Origin of the sequence: Rhizobium giardinii bv. giardinii H152 (assembly GCF_000379605.1) — a bacterium.
GTDB lineage: Bacteria > Pseudomonadota > Alphaproteobacteria > Rhizobiales > Rhizobiaceae > Pararhizobium > Pararhizobium giardinii.
Window position 1 is genome coordinate 141831 of record NZ_KB902713.1, and the last position, 16093, is coordinate 157923.

Consider the following 16093-nt stretch of genomic DNA (forward strand, 5'->3'; position numbering starts at 1 on the left):
ATCATGTCGATTGTAGCAGGTGTTGATTTTGGAACCTTGAGCGTGCGGGTAACGCTGGCTGATTCTGAGAAGGGTTCTCTGGGAACCTGCGTCGCGGAATATCCTCTCGAGCGGCGTCGTTCCGATCCCGACCTGGCAACCCAGGCCCACGTCGATCATATGGAAGCGCTTGTGCTGGCGATGCATCGAGTGACCGACGAATGTGGCGTAGATTCCAAGGAGATCCGTGCGATTGCGGTCGACACGACGGGGTCCTCGGTGTTGCCTGTCGACAAAAATATGCAGCCTTTGGGGGACTACTACCTCTGGTGTGACCACCGCGCCAAAGCGGAAGCCGAGGAAATAACGGCCATGGCGCACGACATGCATATCGAGGCGATTGAATGGTGCGGGGGGACCTATTCCCACGAATGGGGCTTTGCCAAGCTTCTCCACTGGATGCGCCACAACCCCGTCCAGCGCGAACGCTTCGGGACCGCCGTGGAACATTGCGACATGGCTGCCGCGGTCCTCACTGGGGTGACCGACACGGCTCGCATGGTGCGCAGCGTCTGCGCGATGGGACACAAGTGGATGTGGAACCCGAAATGGGGTGGCTTGCCCTCGCAGGCTTTCTTGTCCCGCGTCGATCCGCTTTTCGACGGCGTGCGCGAGAAGATTGGCGGAACATATCAGACTTCTGCTTCGATCGCAGGTGGGCTCAGCACATACTGGGGCGAACGACTCGGCCTAACCCCCGGGATCCCAGTTCCCACGGGTGCGTTTGATGCCCATTGGGATGCAATTGGCGCTGGCTGCCGTCTGGGGGACGTCGTCAATGTCATCGGTACGTCGACCTGTATCATTGCAGTGAGTGAACGTGTGAGACTCATCCCTGGTGTTTGCGGCGTCGTCCCAGGGAGTGCCCATCCAGACCTTGTAGGAGTTGAGGCGGGCCTGTCTGCGACCGGCGACCTGTTCGATGCAATTGCACGACGTGCGGGCACAACGGTGTCCAAACTCGCTGAAGGCCTCGAAAGCATCGAAGGCGGAAAGACCGGTCTGATGCGTCTCCCCTGGGACAATGGGGACCGGACGGTTCTCGTCCGCTCTGATCTTGGTGGAATGACGCTTGGCTGGCATCTCGGCCATACCGCACAGGACGAACTGTACGCCGCGATTGAAGGAACGGCTTTCCACACACGGGTTATCCTGGAGCGGATGGAGCAACACGGCGTTCCGGTCAACCGCGTCATCAATGGGGGAGGTATCCCGCAAAGGAACGACATCCTCAATCAAATCTATGCCAATGTCATAGGCAAGCCGATATTGGTCCCTGACGGTATCCCGACGGGTCTCGGTTCGGGAATATTCGCCGCTCTTGCGTCCAAAGATCATGGATCGATCGAGAGCGCTCAGGCAGCTATGTGCGTGGGCTACAGAAAGTTTGAGCCCGATCCGAGCACGCGCGGACGTTATGAGACCCTCTACCAACTGTTCAAGCAGGTCTATATGGGCTTTGGCACCTCAAGCCTCGGAGACTTCTCGCAAGTTCTCGGAGACATCAAGCGGATTGCTGCAGGTGAGAGTATTCGATCCGAGTTTGGCCACCGTTCCGCGCGGAAGATGGCATTGCTATGACCCGTTGCGCTCTTAGATCAGATTGCTATGGATCGAGGACGTTATGACGTCACTTCCATCCATTCGTGCAATACAGTCGTTTGTCGCAGCCGGCAGAAAGGCGTCATTTCTGGAGGCGGCTGCCCAGTTACAGCTTACGCCGTCGGCGATCAGCCACCAGATCAGACTGATGGAAGAAGACCTTGGGGAAAAGCTCTTTCACCGCATTGGAAGAAACGTGTCTCTCACCGAGATTGGCGAGCGATACCACCGTGATCTTTCAGAAGCGCTTTCGATGATTGAGCAGGCGACCGATGAGGTTTGCCGGCGCAACAGCGTCGACGTCCTGAGCGTTGGCTGCGCTTCAAGCCTGGCTTCGCTATGGCTTATGCCAAGATTGCCTCGGTTCGAGGAGTTGTATCCCTCGTTCGAAATCAGGCTTCTTTCGACATCGGACCCTGCAAAATTGTCCGATGGCTCGGTCGATGTCGATATCTGCTACGGTAGCGTTCCTCGACTGGGCTCTATTGCGGCGGAGGAGTTCCCCCTTGAGACAATCGTCGTAGCCTGCTCTCCCGAGGTCGCTAATGGCGAGCGGCCCATACGCAAGCCATCCGACCTGGTGGGCCATACCCTCATCAAGTCGGAGCAGACGCTTTACAGCTGGCAGCAATGGGCGAAGGACCACGGCTTGGCGATTGACGTCAATCGCGGCTCTCGATTTCGCGACGCATTCATGGCGATCGCAACCGCTGTCGAAGGACGCGGCGTGTGCCTCGAGAGCTACCGGCTTCTTCAACGGGATGTGGAAAGAGGTAACCTCGTCCTTCCATTCGGAATGACGGGCCCCAACCTCCGTTGCCACACGCTCACATATGTCCGCTCGCGGCTCAGGTCGGAAAAGGTCAACGCGTTCAAGCAATGGCTGGAAAATGTATGGCTTGAAGACGCTGCCTCGGCTGAAATGCGGGCGCGAGGCTGATCGAACCTCTGACGGGCAGCAAGATCGCCCGGCGTTCAGACGCCGAGACAGCAATATGCGTGATGCCCAACTTTCGATCTTAGCCATGCCTCGCAATTTTTTTCGTAGTTTTTGTGATTGCGAGGCGAGCGGCCACCGAGCGCGATATGCGCCGTCTTCAGTCCTTCATCACCAGTGTATGCGCTGACGGCCTCAATGCCACAGCTTTAGGAGCGTGTCGGATCCCGCTCCGGGCCGCGCCATCCGCGACCTTAGATCTAAGAGTCCGCAAGTCTACGGCTGTCTGACACTATGAGCCGATGCGAATGCGGTGTCGCCACGGCTTCGCTCTGCACCCGCTTCTGTCTCTTCTAATTGACTATACACACGAGCAGGCAAAGCTATCGCGAAAGGATCAACTGAGACTGGCAGCTCTCAGACAATCTGGATTGATATTAAGAGCGAATGCCTCCATATGTAGAGAATGATTTAGCGCGGCGTGAGCCGATTACAGGTGTTGGCGGGCGATGCAGACGGACCTACAGATATCCAGACAGAGTGCGACTTTGCGCGTAAAAGTTGAGGAGACTCTACGTCAGGCGATAGCCAGTGGGCGATTTAAGCCCGGCCAGCGACTGGTAGAGCGCGAACTTTGCGAAATGCTGGGCGTCGGCAGGACCTCGGTTCGCGAGGCAATGCGACAGCTCGAAGCTGAAGGCATCATCACAAGCTATCCCCATAAGGGACCGGTCGTCAGTACGATCACCTACGAGGAAGCGCAGCAACTCTATACTGTTCGGGCTCTTCTTGAAGGATTCGCGGGCCAGCAGTTCGCCGAGCATGGCACCGCCGCCGACATAACGACACTTCAAGCTGCGGTGGTCGAATTCGAAGCTGCCGCCGAAAGTGGCGTCGGTGCGCGGCTCATAGATGCGAAAAACGCGTTTTACAACTGTTTGATGGACGGCAGCAAAAACGTGTTCGTAAGGCAAATGCTGACAGCTCTGCACAATCGGATCAATCTCCTTCGAATGACAACCATGACGCAACCGGGACGGCTTGCGCACAGCATTGCCGAAATCAAGGATATTGCGAACGCAATCCAGAATCGCAACGGGCCGTTGGCGGCGGCGGCCTGCAAATTCCATATCGACCAGGCTGCGAAGGTCGCACTTGAATACCTGCGGAAGAACGCAGCGCCAGAATCTTAAAATTTCGATTGACAGATTGTCTGATAATCTTTTTAATCCTCTCTGAAGGAAGGCGGGTTTCATTGCTCGCACACGTCCGGAGGAAAAAATGTCATCGACACTCAACGCAACGCGCGTGGCCTTTATAGGGCTGGGCGCGATGGGCCAACCTATGGCTCAACATCTCATTTCGGCAGGCTTCGACGTCGTCGGTTTCGACCTCTCGAAAGAGGCCAGGATAAAGCTCGATGATGCGGGCGGGCGAGCCGCCGAAACGATTTCTGACGCCATGGTCGGGGCCAGTTTCGTGATCACCATGCTTCCGAACGGCAAGATCGTGCGCGAGGCGCTGCTGGGCGAAAACGCCTGTGGCGGCCTCAAGCAGAATGCCGTCGTCATCGACATGAGTTCGTCTGCTCCAAATGACACAAGGGAACTCGGTCTCGAACTTGCTTCGCGTGGCCTTCGGCTGGTTGACGCCCCGGTCTCCGGAGGCGTCAAGCGCGCCGTCTCTGGCACCTTGACAATCATGGCCGGTGGGGAGGATGCTGATATCGAGGAGGCCGAGCCGCTGCTGAAGGCAGTGGGACAACAGGTGTTCCGGACGGGGCCAGTTGGCTCGGGTCATGCGATGAAAGCGATTAACAACTTCGTATCCGGTGCAGGTGTGCTGGCGGCGATCGAGGGTGTCCTTCTGGGACGTGCCTTCGGCCTGGAGCCGGCGACGATCGTCGATATTCTCAACTCGTCGTCTGGAAAGAACAATGCCACCGAAGTGAAGATGAAGCAGTTCATCCTCTCTGAGACGTTCGGGTCGGGATTTGCCATTGGCCTGATGGCCAAGGATATCCGCATCGCCGCCGATCTTGCCAAGACGCTTGGTCTTCGCCTCGATGCTCTCGCCAGCACGGCAGACGCCTGGGATGCTGCACAGAAGGCGCTGGGCTCTTCCGAGGACCACACCCGCATCATCCGATACGTCGAAGATCACAATTAGCCTCGGAAACTCGCGAGTTCAGGTGAAATAGACAGATTGTCTGATAATCAGTCGATTTCGCCGTAAACAGTAAGCTAGGAGCGTTGTCGAATGACCGCAACGAAAGAAGCGAAAGTGAAAACACACGGCAAGGAGCGGCCTATTCCTTCGAAACAGTTCGCTCAAGGGCTAGCGACGCGTCGTGAAGTCATGGGCGATGCCTATGTCGACGCAGCACTCGGTAAGGCGACCGACTTCACCTGGCCTATGCAGCAGCTCGTCACTGAGTATTGCTGGAACGAGATCTGGAACCGACCAGGCCTCGACAGGCGCGCGCGGTCCATTCTGAACCTTGGCATGATCTCTGTTCTCAATCGTCCGCATGAGCTCAAAGGCCACGTGCGCGGCGCGATCAACAACGGCCTCACCAAGGAGGAAATTCAGGAGATTTTCCTGCAGGTCGCGGTCTACGCCGGCGTACCGGCGGGCATTGACAGCTTCAGAAACGCCCAGGAGGTCTTTAACGAAATGGGCATCTGAAGCCGCCGCCGCTGGGCGTGGCGGAAAATTTTGAAAGGCGTGGATCGGCCGCGCCGTTTTAACTAGGGAGGAGCCGAACTTGGCCATCGATCTCGAGAAGTTCAAAAAACTGGCGCTGGAGGACTTCGAGTTCAAGCGCGAAACCCGTTATCTCAACGGCATTATCAAATGCGATTTTCCGACCCGAAGCGTCGCACTTCACTTTGAAGACGGCAAGATGGTGAAGGTCGAAGAAGCCGCCTACGACGACGAGGAGTGCAAGATCGTCATCCGGGGCACGGGTGAACAGTGGGAGGCGCTTCTCCAGAAGAAGCCGCAGCCATTTTACCAATGCCTGCAGTCGTCGAATATCAAACACGGTCTGTACCTCAGCAACAATCACGAAACCTTCGCGTATCTCCCTGCGCTCAATCGCATGACGAACCTGATGCGCGAAGCCCGTCCGGAAGGAGTAGCAGCATGACCAGGCATGATCCGATCACGGGCCGTTACGTCTACCTGACGATCGAAGGCATCGAATATCGCGTCTATTATGAGGAAGCCGGAGAGGGCATTCCCTTGCTTGTCGGTCACACGGCGGGCTCGGACGGCCGCCAGTACCGCCACACGCTCTGCGACGAAGAGGTGACCAAGAACTTCCGCGTCATCGCGTTCGACCTGCCCTATCACGGGAAGTCTCTTCCCCCGCACGGCGTTCGCTGGTGGGAGAAGGAATACAACATGACCAAGAAGTTCATGATGGATTTCCAGCTGGAACTCTCGAAGGCCCTTGGTCTGGACCGCCCCGTTTACATGGGTAGCTCGATGGGCGGACATCTCGCCATCGATCTGGCGTCCAATTACCCGGACAACTTCCGCGCGACCATCTCTGTCGAAGGGGCACTGCGCTCGGCTGCCGAATATGTCGATGTCGGCATGGCAGGCATCAGGAAGGAATTCGACAACCCGAACGTCAATCGTACCTCCATCGGCGCGGCCATGATGCTCAACATCTCGCCGTATTCACCAGAAGCCAATGTCCGCGAAATCCAGTGGGAATATAGCTGCGGCGGTCCGGGCGTCTTCGCAGGTGACCTCTATTATTACTACTACGACCACAACGTCTCGCCCGAAGAAGCGAGCAAGATCGATACGTCGAGGTGCATGCTGTACTTCCTGACGGGTGAATACGATCCGAATACCTCCCCGGCCGACACCAAGATCGCCGCCGATCTCGTCAAGGGCAGCAAGTTCTGGACGATGGAGAAGCTCGGACATTTCCCGGTCACTGAAGACTACACCGAGTTCAGAAAATACCTGCTGCCGATCCTCGAGGAAATCCAGCAGGCATCCGCAACCAGGGCGAAGGTCGCCTGAAAACAATCTCTTGGGAGGAGCATCCAATGAGACGGAGTTTAACCGGAACCATGGGGGCGCTGATTGCGGTCAGCGCCCTGACGACCACGGCCTGGGCTGACGGCGTCGACCAGCTCCCCGCCAACGAGAAGAAAATCTACGAGGTCGTCGACCCGCAGGTTCCGCTCGGAGCGAGCGCCTATAAGGACTTCAAGCCAAAGAAAGGGCCGCCGTGGAAGATCGGCTACGCCAGTAGCTATGCCGGCAACACGTGGCGCGCAGCGGCCCTCGATGCCGTCATGAATGACCTGTTGCCGCGCTCCAAAGAAGCGGGGCTCGTATCCGAAGTCGTGGTCACTCAGTCCGACCTCAAGGACGCCGTCCAGATTCAGCAAATGCGCCAGATGGTTGATGACGGTGTTGATGCCATCATCATCTGCTGCTCGAACGTCACCGCTCTCAACCAGACGATCGAGTACGCCTATAAGGCAGGCGTTCCTGTCTTCTCGTTTTCGGGATACGTGACGTCGCCTTACGCGATCAACGGCGCTGCCAACCACGCGCAGGGCGGCGGCGAGATGGCGACCTGGCTTGCAGAAAAGATCGGCAAGAAAGGCAACGTGCTTCTGGTGTCGGGCATCCCTGGCTTCGCCTCATCCGACAGCTTCGACAAGGCCGCCAAAGAAGCGCTGGCAAAATATCCCGATATCAATATCGTCGGCGAAGTGGCTGGCAAGTGGACCGACCAGGTCGCACAGGTCGAGGTGCAGAAATTCCTGGCGACGAACCCCACGCAGATCGACGGTATTTTGACACAGGGCGCGCAGGAGAACGGCGTGTTGAACGCCATGCTCCAGTCGGGCCGTGACATGGTGCCGATTACGCTGGGTGGCGAGGCTTCGGCGGCATGTTACTGGCGCCAGAATCCAGAATGGATCGATGCCGGCTTCCATATCTGGCCGCCGCGCCGCGAGATGCAGCAGATGTGGGAGATCATGCTTCGTACGCTCCAAGGGCAGGGGCCAAAGGTACAGTCCTTCCTGCGCCCAGTCCTGCCGTTCACAATCGATGACGTTCGCGCGGCGATCCCCGAGGATTGCGATTTGAACTCGACTGATTTCGTCGAACCGAAGGCGGACGGATGGTTCCCAAGTGCGATTGCCGACCAGTACTTCGAGCGTCCTGCCGATCCCTGGAAGCCGGTAGCCCAGTAAGCCGGATCCGCCCGGTGGCTTAACCGCCGGGCGGGACCTTGGATGATCGTAAAAGCCGCCTTGGCGGACGTTGCGGGTGGGAGGTCTGCGATGGGCAGCGAGATAACAGTCAGAATGATAGATGTCGCCAAGGCGTTCGGGGAGACGAGGGCACTCAAGAAGTGCGACTTCGAGGCCCGCGCCGGAGAGGTGCACGCCATCGTCGGCGAGAACGGCAGCGGCAAGAGCACGATGGCCAAGATCATGTCGGGCGTTTTGCACCCGGACGCAGGCAAGGTCACGATCCTGGGTGAAAAGGTTGCCTCGCCCGTCGACGCCAAGCGGGTCGGCCTGACCACCATCTTCCAGGAAGTCCTGGTTGCCGACGAGGCCAGCGTGTTCGAGAACCTCTATGTCGGTCGGGACGGTGTCTTTCGTTCGCAGTCGACCGGCGATCGGCGGACCGAAGCGGCTGAAATCCTGGCGCGGCTCGTCGGAAAATCCGTAGACCTCGATCAGCTGGCAGGCAGCCTCCCGCTCAGCATCAAACAGTGGATCGTCATCGCTCGGGCTATCCTTCGCAAGCCGCAGGTGCTGATCCTCGACGAATCTTCGGCCGCGCTCGACCTCGACTCGACCCTCCGGCTCCATGCGGAAATCGACCGCCTTCGTGCCGAGGGCGCGACGATCCTCATCGTCACCCACCGGATCGCCGAACTCGTGCGTATCGCCGACCGTGCGACGATCCTGCGTGATGGGATAACTGTCGGTACGCTCGGAAAAGACGAGATTACCGAGGAAAACCTGCTGTCCATGATGACGCCGGCAGATCGGCGCGCCAGCGATGCGACAGAATACGCCTCCCGAAAGAAGGCGCTCGAGGCCCCTCTCATACTGACCGCGACTGGTCTCGCCGCGCACCGGTCGGCGCGCCTGTTCGATTTCGACCTTCCCAAGGGGAGCATCGTCGGCGTAGCCGGGCTTGATGGGCAGGGGCAGGACGCTTTTATCCGCGCCTTGGCCGGCATCATCCAGCCGTTCGGTGGCGAGGTGAAGGTCCGCTCGGTGGATACGGACAAGATGGTCCCGCTGCGATCGCTCGACGATGCTGCGAACCTCGGTGTTTCCTACGTCTCCGGGGACCGCAAGCGCGAGGGTATTTTCCCGCAACAAAGCATCTTCGAAAACCTCGCCATCGGTGTCTACAGGAAGAAGCTCGGCCCCCTGGGTGTGATCCGCAAGCCCACGCTGAAACCGATGTTCAAGCGCGAAGTGGATCGTCTGCGCATCAAGATCGGCAGCCCGTCGAACAGGATCACCTCACTGTCGGGTGGCAACCAACAGAAGGTGCTCATCGGGCGCGCCTTCGCAAACGATCCCCAAGTCATCCTCCTGAATGACCCCGCCCGCGGCGTCGATCTCGGCACCAAGCGCGACCTCTACCGCGAACTCCGCCTGTTTGCTGAAAAAGGCGGCAGTGTCATCTACCTGTCGAGTGAGATCGAGGAGTTCATCGGGTTTGCCGATCGCGTCGACGTGTTCTTCGGGGGAACGTTGTTTCGATCCCTGACCGGCGAGGAAATCGCCGAGGCACCAATTCTCGCCGCTATGTTCGGGAAAGCCCGGGACGCTTCCGTTGATTTCGATCTGGAAAGGACCGCATGATGTCTGCAACCGCTTTCCGTCAAGTCACACAGGACCGCTCGCTGTACGTTCCGGCCGGGCTTTTCCTTGTCCTCCTTTGCGCCGTCGCCTTCCGGGGCCAAGGTCTGTTCACGAACAATGGTCTGGCCGGAGCCATTCTGGTTGCAACGCCGCTGATCCTGACCGCGCTCGCGATAACACCGATCGTCATGGCGGGCCGCGGAGCCGTGGACCTTTCCGTCGGACCGCTGATGGGCTTCGTCAACGTCACGCTCATTACGTGGCTGGTCGGCAACGGCATCACGCACCCTGTGGCCATCATTGCCTGGGCGGTGGGATTGGGAGCGGCGTTCCAGTTGGTGCAAGCGCTCGTGATCATCTACGTGCGCGTCGCGCCCATCATCGTCACGCTCTCCGGTTTCCTCGTTCTGTCGGGCGTCAACCTTATGGTCATGTCGCGTCCCGGCGGTGTCGCGCCAGACTGGATGCTAAGCTGGGGCGCGGGAACGAGCGTGTTTTCGCCTGTCCTGTTGCTTCTGCTTGGCGCTTTCGCAATCTGGGGCGTCCTGAGGGGCACGATGTTTTACCGCAACCTGCGGATGACAGGGGCCGACGAGCGGATGGCCTATACCAGCGGTGTGCAGGTCGACGTCGTGCGCATCATCGCCCATATGGTCGGCGGCGTTTTTGCCGGGCTGGCCGCATTGAGCTACACCGCGCTGATCTCGTCCGGCGACCCGACCCAGGGCAGCACCTACACGCTGCAAGCGGTCACGGCGCTGGTCCTTGGCGGCGCCAGTCTCTCCGGGGGGCGCGGCGGTGCGCTCGGCTCGACGCTCGGCGCGATCAACATGTTCCTCATCTCGTATCTTCTGTCCACTTTCAACTTCGGTACGGTTTCCGGCTTCGTCACGCAAATGGCCTTTGGCCTGATCCTCGTTGGATCGCTTCTCGTGAACGTTTTCGTCATCAGCCGCCGCACTGTCGCGTGAGGGAGTAAGGAAATGATCTCCACTGTCTTGAACACAGAAATCGGCGCGGCTGGAGGTTCCAGCGCTCTGCGCAAGCACAAGAGTATTTCGATCGGCTTTTGTCTCCTTGCGGGTCTGCTCATTCTTGGAGCCCTGCTCGTGCCGGGCTTCGTGTCGCCGCAGAACGCCCGATCGATCCTCCTGCTCGCCGCTTTCCTTGGGCTGGCTTCTGTCGGGCAGACGCTCTGCGCGCTCGTTGGAGCGCTGGATCTTTCCATCCCATACATCATCGGTGGCGCCAATATCCTGCTTCCAAGCCTCATGGTGGCGGGTCTTCCGGCGCCCGTCGCCATGATCGTCGTGCTCGTCCTTGGCACTTTGGTCGGGGCTTGCAACGGCGCCCTCAGCTTCCGGCTGCAGGGTCAGGCGCTGATCATGTCGCTCGGCCTTGGTTTCGCGGCCGTCGGCGCGGTCCAGATCTACACCTCGCTCGGGTCGCAGTTCGGCGGTACCGTCTTTGCGCCCGTCCCCGGCTGGCTTCGCAACCTTTCGGCGTTCAACGGCAAATTCTTCGGTCTCCCGTTTCCACCGGTTATCGTCATATGGGCTGTCATTGCCGTCGCTCTGGGCTGGATCATGCACAACACCTGGTTCGGCCGCAGCCTCTATGCTGTTGGCGGGAGCCGCACAGCCGCCGCCCGCCTCGGAATCTCGGAATTCAAGGTCTGGACAGTGATCCACAGCGTCAGCGGGGCGATGTCGGCACTCACCGGAATGCTGCTCCTCGGTTTTTCCGGCGGCGGTTTCGTCGGTGTCGGTGACCCCTACCTGTTCACCACCGTGGCGGCGGTCGTTATCGGCGGAACATCTCTTCTAGGCGGTGCCGGCGGTTATGGAGCGACGGTCCTCGGCGTCCTCGTCCTTACTGTCCTGACCTCGCTTCTCGTCGGGCTGGGACTGAGTTTCCCGGCGCAACAGGCCGTCGTAGGGCTGCTGATCGTCCCCATGGTCGCGATCTACGCCCGCTCACCGCACATCCGTAATCAGATTTGAACGTTGCATCGAAAGGAATACCAATGGCTATCTCCACCGCTCTACTTGATCGCCTAAAGGACCCCTCCCTGGTACGCGAGGAAATGCTGGTAGGAGGCGACTGGCGAAAAGAGGGAGCGAGCGGCAAGACGATCCACGTCCACAATCCCTCGACCGGGGACGTGATCGCGAGCCTCCCGAGCGCAGGACTCCAGGACGTCCGCGAAGCCATCGACGTCGCCAAACTCGCCCAGAAAAAGTGGGCCGCACGATCGGGCAAGGAACGTGCCGGCGTCATGCGGAAGTTCTTCGACCTCGTCACGGCCAACACCGAGGACCTCGCGATCATCCTGACGTCCGAGATGGGCAAACCTCTGGCCGAGGCACGCGGCGAGATCGCCTATGGCGCTTCCTACATCGAATGGTTTGGGGAAGAAGCCAAGCGCGTTTACGGCGACACCATTCCGGGGCATCAGGCCGACAAGCGTCTGATTGTCATCAAACAGCCCGTCGGCGTGGTGGCGGCCATCGCGCCCTGGAACTTTCCTTCAGCCATGGTCTGCCGCAAGATCGCCCCGGCGCTGGCATCCGGCTGCGCCATCATCTTCAAGCCGGCCGCCGAAACTCCGTTGTCGGCCCTTGCTCTTGCAATCCTCGCTGAGCGCGCCGGAATACCCGGCGGCCTGTTCAGCGTCCTGCCGACAGACAACGCCCGGATGTTCGGTGAAGAAGTCTGCTCAAACCCCGTCGTCAAGAAGCTGACCTTCACAGGGTCTACCGAGGTCGGCCGCATCCTGATGGCGCAGGGCGCACAAAAGATCATGAAGCTCAGCCTCGAACTTGGCGGCAACGCTCCCTTCATCGTCTTCGACGATGCAGACCTCGACGAGGCCGTGGAAGGAGCGATGCTATCCAAGTTCCGCAATGCCGGCCAGACCTGCGTTTGCGCCAACCGTCTCTACGTTCAAAGTGGGGTCTACGACCGCTTCATAGAAAAACTGGCGGCGCGGGTTTCCGCCCTCAAGGTTCTTGACGGGTTCGAGGATGGAGCAACCATCGGTCCGCTGATCAACGAGGATGCAGTGGCGAAGCTCTATAGCCACATCGACGACGCGGTCGGTAAGGGTGCGAAGGTCGTTGTCGGCGGCGCAAGGGACGAGCGTGGTGGCACCTTCGTCCAGCCGACGCTTCTCTCGGAAGCCACAAAGGAAATGAAGGTCGCACGAGAGGAGACCTTTGCGCCGCTCGCCCCGGTCTTCAGGTTCGAGACGACGGACGAGGTCATTGAACTGGCCAACGACACCGAGTTCGGTCTCGCTGCCTACTTCTACGCCAACGACCTTCGAAACGTCTGGAAGGTTACAGAGGCCCTAGAGTACGGGATGGTCGGCGTCAACACCGGCCTGATCTCGACGGAGGTCGCACCGTTCGGCGGCGTCAAGCAGTCGGGGTTCGGCCGCGAGGGCTCAAAATACGGCATGGATGACTTCCTTTCGATGAAATACGTCTGCATGGGCGGTATACAGTCGTAGTCCAACGGTTGGTGGCGGGTCTTAAGGCTCGCCACCCGCAATGTTTGAGCTGGTCGCGGAGGCCCGATGACACATTCTGCAGAAGGCGAGGAAACTCTTGGCCAAGACCGCGCCGGCAGCCTTCAAAACGAGGCGGTCGACCGCGAGCAGGACCCGGCCGATCACGATGCCCAGGCGAATGTCGAGGGCAGAACGGCAATGGAACGCCGGAACGTGCGGAGAGAGGCGGGCGCTGGACTCGCCTTTGTCGTGGGTCAGTCTGCTTAAGGCTTGCGTTGGCCCAACGCGCGCCGGGACCCAACACATTATCGGTGAGCGGACGACTATTCCCATTACTTTGTCCACGATTTATCAGTCGGCGTCATCGTTGGCACGAGCGCTAGGACACTCCGAGCGCGGCTACGCACCGGCTCATCTACCATGCTACCGTCGATCGATGTAGCGCCGTCTGCTGACGTAAGAACACGGCGTGCCCAGGCAACTTCCTGCTCGGACGGCAGAAAGGCATTCTTGACGACCGAGACTTGTTTGGGATGGATACACAGCTTGCCAGACATGCCGAGAGACCGTGCATGCTCCGCATCATCACGGCTGAAAGCGTCGTCGTCCAGTTGCAATGTGACGCCGTCGATGGGGGCGGCGATAGAAGCCAAGCGCGATGCGAGTACCAGTTCCAGGCGGACCGGAAGTAGGTTTTCACGTAGATGGACCATCCCGATATCGACACAGAAATCCACCGATCCGAAAGCGAGGCGCCGCACGCAGGGTGTGGCTGCAAGCATTCTTGCGGAGGCCAGTCCTTGCGCGGTTTCTATCAGCGCGATGAGAGGAACCCCAACCGCATCTCCCACGGACTGAACTGTCGAGGGGTCGCCTGATTTAGGCAGCATGACCGCCGCTGGCGCAAGTGCGGCGACCGCCGCTACATCGGATGCATGCCACGGCGTTCCAAGGGCGTTGATCCGGACGATAATCGGTAGACCAGTGAATTCAGCAGTCAAGGATGCGCGCGCAAATTCCTTCCTCTCGACGGCAACCGCATCTTCAAGGTCAAGAATCACGGCGTCGGCCCCTGTCGAGGCAGCTTTTCCAAACCGCTCAGGGCGATCGGCCGGGACGAATAGTGGCGCCCGAATTGTAGAAAGGTTCACCATTTTGCGCGCGCTTCCATCGTTACTGGGGCGTCAGCGGAGCGGTTTCACAGCCGCATGCTGTCGCCGTCCCGACTGCGTTTATTGTAAAATCGTCGATGTCGAATAGTGGGGCGAAGCTCTGGAGGTCAAATTGCCAGGTACCGTCCGCGAATGTAGATAGTGAATGAACTAGCATCGATGTCGTCACTGGATCGCGTACATCTCTCTTGTCGTAGAACTTTGCTCGGGAAATTGACCGATCGTATTTGTTTGATCCTCTGTTCGCTTGCGAGCTGTCGTGTCCGCTCAACCAAATCGAGAGGCATTTCCGAATGCTTATTTGACATAGTCAGCACTGTAACGTGCATCGGCATCAATAGGATATAGCTAGATCGTATAGCTACGATATGATCGACGTGGCTCCCCTAGCTGACGCGGTCGAGGCATTCTCGACACCGGATATTACGGTAGAGGGAGGACAACCGTGTTAGACTTGATGAAAGGCCTTATTTTCGTTGCTACACTGACGACTGCCAGCTTTGCGACGCCTGCTCTGTCCGAGGATAAATCCTCGGCAGTCAGCCAACTTCCGGCAGATCTTCAGGAAGCCTATGTCGGAGTAGATCCGGAGCAGCCGATCGGCGGGTCCGCCTACAGGGACTACAAGCCCAAGAACGGCCCTCCGTGGAAGATCGGATACGCCAGCTCTTACTCTGGCAATACCTGGCGCGCCGAAGGCATGAAACGTCTTATGGCGAAGCTGCTGCCGGAGTACAAGAAGGCCGGTTTGGTCAGCGAAGTGATGGTAATGCAGTCTGACCTCAAGGACGCTGTCCAAATCCAGCAGATACGCCAGCTGGTCGATCAAGGTGCCAACGCAATCATTGTTTGCTGTTCAAATCCGGTAGCTCTGAATGGCGCTGTCGAGTATGCCTACAAGAACGGCGCCGTCGTTTTTTCGTATTCCGGTTATCTGACATCCGACAAGGCTCTGAGCGCCTCTGCGAATTACGCTCAAGGCGGTTATGAAATCGCGAAAGCACTGATCGAGGAGGTTGGCAGCAAGGGCAGTTTCTTGCTCGTATCCGGCATCGCCGGCGCGGCCTCGTCCGAGAGCTTCGACACCGGTGCAAAACGTGCGTTAAGCGAATTTCCCGACGCAAAGTTGGCCGGTCAGGTTTTCGGCAACTGGACTGATCAGGTCGCGCAGACCGAAGTACAGAAGTTTCTCGCCACCCATCCAGGCGAGATCGATGGCATCATCGCGCAAGGTTCCCAAGAGACGGGTATCTTGAAGGCTGTTCTGCAGTCTGGACGCGACGTCATGCCTATTTCGTTGGCTGGTTCCGCTGGGGCAGCCTGCTACCTGAAGCAGCATCCCGGCTGGATCAGCCATGCCTTCCAGATATGGCCTCCGGGTGACGAGATGGAGTTGGGGTTTAACGCGGTTATCCGTACGCTTCAAGGGCAGGGACCGATCATTCAGTCAATCCTTCGGCCAGTCTACCGCGTGTCAGCGGAAGATTATGTGAAGAGCCTGCCCGAAGACTGCTCCGTAGACTCTACGGACTATATCCAGCCCGGCATAGCAACATGGTTCCCGAGCGAGCGCGCCGACGGTTATTTTCTTCGCCCGGCCGACCCACTCGCCGCTTCCGCTAAATAAACGCCTCTTGTTATGCGGCGCTCCAGCTGTCTGGGGCGCCGAGATCCACTAGAAAGACTTTCCAATCAGAATTCCGGGTCTGGGTTTAACCCATACCAAGGTCTGTCTGCCTTCGTGATCGGCATGCTTCCGCTTGCTGTCGCTGGTGGAGATTTTGTCGGTGTGTCACATGCTAGTCTCGTCACTGCGGTGGCTGACCTGGCGATCATTGGGAGCTCGCTTCAGGGCGGTTCTGAGGGATATGGCGCATCGACCATCGGCTTCTAAAGCTTTCCTCGTTTCTGATAGGGATGGGGCTCAGCTACCGCTCGCAACAAAGCA

General features: G+C 58.8%; 15 protein-coding genes. 14 read left to right on the top strand and 1 reads right to left on the bottom strand.

The window, feature by feature from the left end; all coding sequences use genetic code 11:
• The first annotated feature begins 3 nt into the window (after nt 1–3).
• The 13 genes from A3AY_RS0127340 (at nt 4) to A3AY_RS0127400 (ending at nt 13240) form a co-directional block, all read left to right on the top strand.
• Nucleotides 4–1620 (top strand): ribulokinase, encoded by a 1617-nt coding sequence (locus tag A3AY_RS0127340; RefSeq protein WP_026203883.1) that lies wholly within the window; start codon nt 4–6, stop codon nt 1618–1620.
• A gap of 43 nt (nt 1621–1663) precedes the next feature.
• Nucleotides 1664–2581, top strand: coding sequence for a LysR substrate-binding domain-containing protein (locus A3AY_RS0127345; protein WP_018328863.1), 918 nt, complete (start codon nt 1664–1666; stop codon nt 2579–2581).
• A 506-nt stretch (nt 2582–3087) separates the two neighbouring features.
• The gene (locus A3AY_RS0127350; RefSeq protein WP_026203884.1) at nt 3088–3771 is read left to right on the top strand and encodes a GntR family transcriptional regulator; all 684 of its coding nucleotides are present in this window, start codon (nt 3088–3090) and stop codon (nt 3769–3771) included.
• 88 nt (nt 3772–3859) lie between these two features.
• Nucleotides 3860–4747, top strand: a complete 888-nt coding sequence (locus A3AY_RS0127355) for an NAD(P)-dependent oxidoreductase (protein WP_018328865.1) — start codon at nt 3860–3862, stop codon at nt 4745–4747.
• Nucleotides 4748–4837: 90 nt separating this feature from the next.
• Nucleotides 4838–5266 (top strand): carboxymuconolactone decarboxylase family protein, encoded by a 429-nt coding sequence (locus A3AY_RS0127360; RefSeq protein WP_026203885.1) that lies wholly within the window; start codon nt 4838–4840, stop codon nt 5264–5266.
• Nucleotides 5267–5345: 79 nt separating this feature from the next.
• A complete protein-coding gene (locus A3AY_RS0127365) occupies nt 5346–5729 on the top strand; it encodes a hypothetical protein (protein WP_018328867.1) in 384 nt (127 codons plus the stop codon).
• Nucleotides 5726–6622: an alpha/beta fold hydrolase gene (locus tag A3AY_RS0127370; protein ID WP_007636581.1), complete on the top strand. Its 897-nt coding sequence runs from the start codon at nt 5726–5728 to the stop codon at nt 6620–6622. Before A3AY_RS0127365 ends, A3AY_RS0127370 begins: the two co-directional genes overlap by 4 nt.
• A gap of 26 nt (nt 6623–6648) precedes the next feature.
• The gene (locus A3AY_RS0127375) at nt 6649–7815 is read left to right on the top strand and encodes an ABC transporter substrate-binding protein (protein ID WP_026203886.1); all 1167 of its coding nucleotides are present in this window, start codon (nt 6649–6651) and stop codon (nt 7813–7815) included.
• Between the two features lie 90 nt (nt 7816–7905).
• Nucleotides 7906–9459 carry a sugar ABC transporter ATP-binding protein gene (locus tag A3AY_RS0127380; protein WP_018328869.1) on the top strand — a complete coding sequence of 518 codons (1554 nt, stop codon included), beginning with the start codon at nt 7906–7908 and terminating at the stop codon, nt 9457–9459.
• Entirely contained in the window at nt 9456–10430 is a 975-nt protein-coding gene (locus A3AY_RS0127385) for an ABC transporter permease (RefSeq protein ID WP_015341892.1), read from the top strand. Before A3AY_RS0127380 ends, A3AY_RS0127385 begins: the two co-directional genes overlap by 4 nt.
• Nucleotides 10431–10442: 12 nt before the next feature.
• Nucleotides 10443–11462 (top strand): ABC transporter permease, encoded by a 1020-nt coding sequence (locus tag A3AY_RS0127390; RefSeq protein WP_018328870.1) that lies wholly within the window; start codon nt 10443–10445, stop codon nt 11460–11462.
• Between the two features lie 23 nt (nt 11463–11485).
• Nucleotides 11486–12973: an NAD-dependent succinate-semialdehyde dehydrogenase gene (locus tag A3AY_RS0127395; protein WP_026203888.1), complete on the top strand. Its 1488-nt coding sequence runs from the start codon at nt 11486–11488 to the stop codon at nt 12971–12973.
• 66 nt (nt 12974–13039) lie between these two features.
• On the top strand, nt 13040–13240 hold the full coding sequence (locus A3AY_RS0127400) for a hypothetical protein (RefSeq protein WP_018328872.1): 201 nt from the start codon (nt 13040–13042) through the stop codon (nt 13238–13240).
• A 65-nt stretch (nt 13241–13305) separates the two neighbouring features.
• Here the strand turns inward: A3AY_RS0127400 and A3AY_RS0127405 are convergent, their stop codons facing one another.
• The gene (locus tag A3AY_RS0127405) at nt 13306–14127 is read right to left on the bottom strand and encodes an HpcH/HpaI aldolase/citrate lyase family protein (RefSeq protein ID WP_018328873.1); all 822 of its coding nucleotides are present in this window, start codon (nt 14125–14127) and stop codon (nt 13306–13308) included.
• Between the two features lie 475 nt (nt 14128–14602).
• Between A3AY_RS0127405 and A3AY_RS0127410 the strand changes: the two genes are divergently transcribed.
• Complete coding sequence (locus A3AY_RS0127410) at nt 14603–15772, top strand: ABC transporter substrate-binding protein (protein WP_018328874.1); 1170 nt, start codon at nt 14603–14605, stop codon at nt 15770–15772.
• Nucleotides 15773–16093 lie beyond the last annotated feature (321 nt).

What these genes read in the sequence shown, in the direction of transcription:
- A3AY_RS0127340 (WP_026203883.1), top strand. Translation starts at nt 4, where the DNA reads ATGTCGATTGTAGCAGGTGTTGATTTTGGAACCTTGAGCGTGCGGGTA.
- A3AY_RS0127345 (WP_018328863.1), top strand. Translation starts at nt 1,664, where the DNA reads ATGACGTCACTTCCATCCATTCGTGCAATACAGTCGTTTGTCGCAGCC.
- A3AY_RS0127350 (WP_026203884.1), top strand. Translation starts at nt 3,088, where the DNA reads ATGCAGACGGACCTACAGATATCCAGACAGAGTGCGACTTTGCGCGTA.
- A3AY_RS0127355 (WP_018328865.1), top strand. Translation starts at nt 3,860, where the DNA reads ATGTCATCGACACTCAACGCAACGCGCGTGGCCTTTATAGGGCTGGGC.
- A3AY_RS0127360 (WP_026203885.1), top strand. Translation starts at nt 4,838, where the DNA reads ATGACCGCAACGAAAGAAGCGAAAGTGAAAACACACGGCAAGGAGCGG.
- A3AY_RS0127370 (WP_007636581.1), top strand. Translation starts at nt 5,726, where the DNA reads ATGACCAGGCATGATCCGATCACGGGCCGTTACGTCTACCTGACGATC.
- A3AY_RS0127375 (WP_026203886.1), top strand. Translation starts at nt 6,649, where the DNA reads ATGAGACGGAGTTTAACCGGAACCATGGGGGCGCTGATTGCGGTCAGC.
- A3AY_RS0127380 (WP_018328869.1), top strand. Translation starts at nt 7,906, where the DNA reads ATGGGCAGCGAGATAACAGTCAGAATGATAGATGTCGCCAAGGCGTTC.
- A3AY_RS0127385 (WP_015341892.1), top strand. Translation starts at nt 9,456, where the DNA reads ATGATGTCTGCAACCGCTTTCCGTCAAGTCACACAGGACCGCTCGCTG.
- A3AY_RS0127390 (WP_018328870.1), top strand. Translation starts at nt 10,443, where the DNA reads ATGATCTCCACTGTCTTGAACACAGAAATCGGCGCGGCTGGAGGTTCC.
- A3AY_RS0127395 (WP_026203888.1), top strand. Translation starts at nt 11,486, where the DNA reads ATGGCTATCTCCACCGCTCTACTTGATCGCCTAAAGGACCCCTCCCTG.
- A3AY_RS0127400 (WP_018328872.1), top strand. Translation starts at nt 13,040, where the DNA reads ATGACACATTCTGCAGAAGGCGAGGAAACTCTTGGCCAAGACCGCGCC.
- A3AY_RS0127405 (WP_018328873.1), bottom strand. Translation starts at nt 14,127, where the DNA reads ATGGTGAACCTTTCTACAATTCGGGCGCCACTATTCGTCCCGGCCGAT.
- A3AY_RS0127410 (WP_018328874.1), top strand. Translation starts at nt 14,603, where the DNA reads ATGAAAGGCCTTATTTTCGTTGCTACACTGACGACTGCCAGCTTTGCG.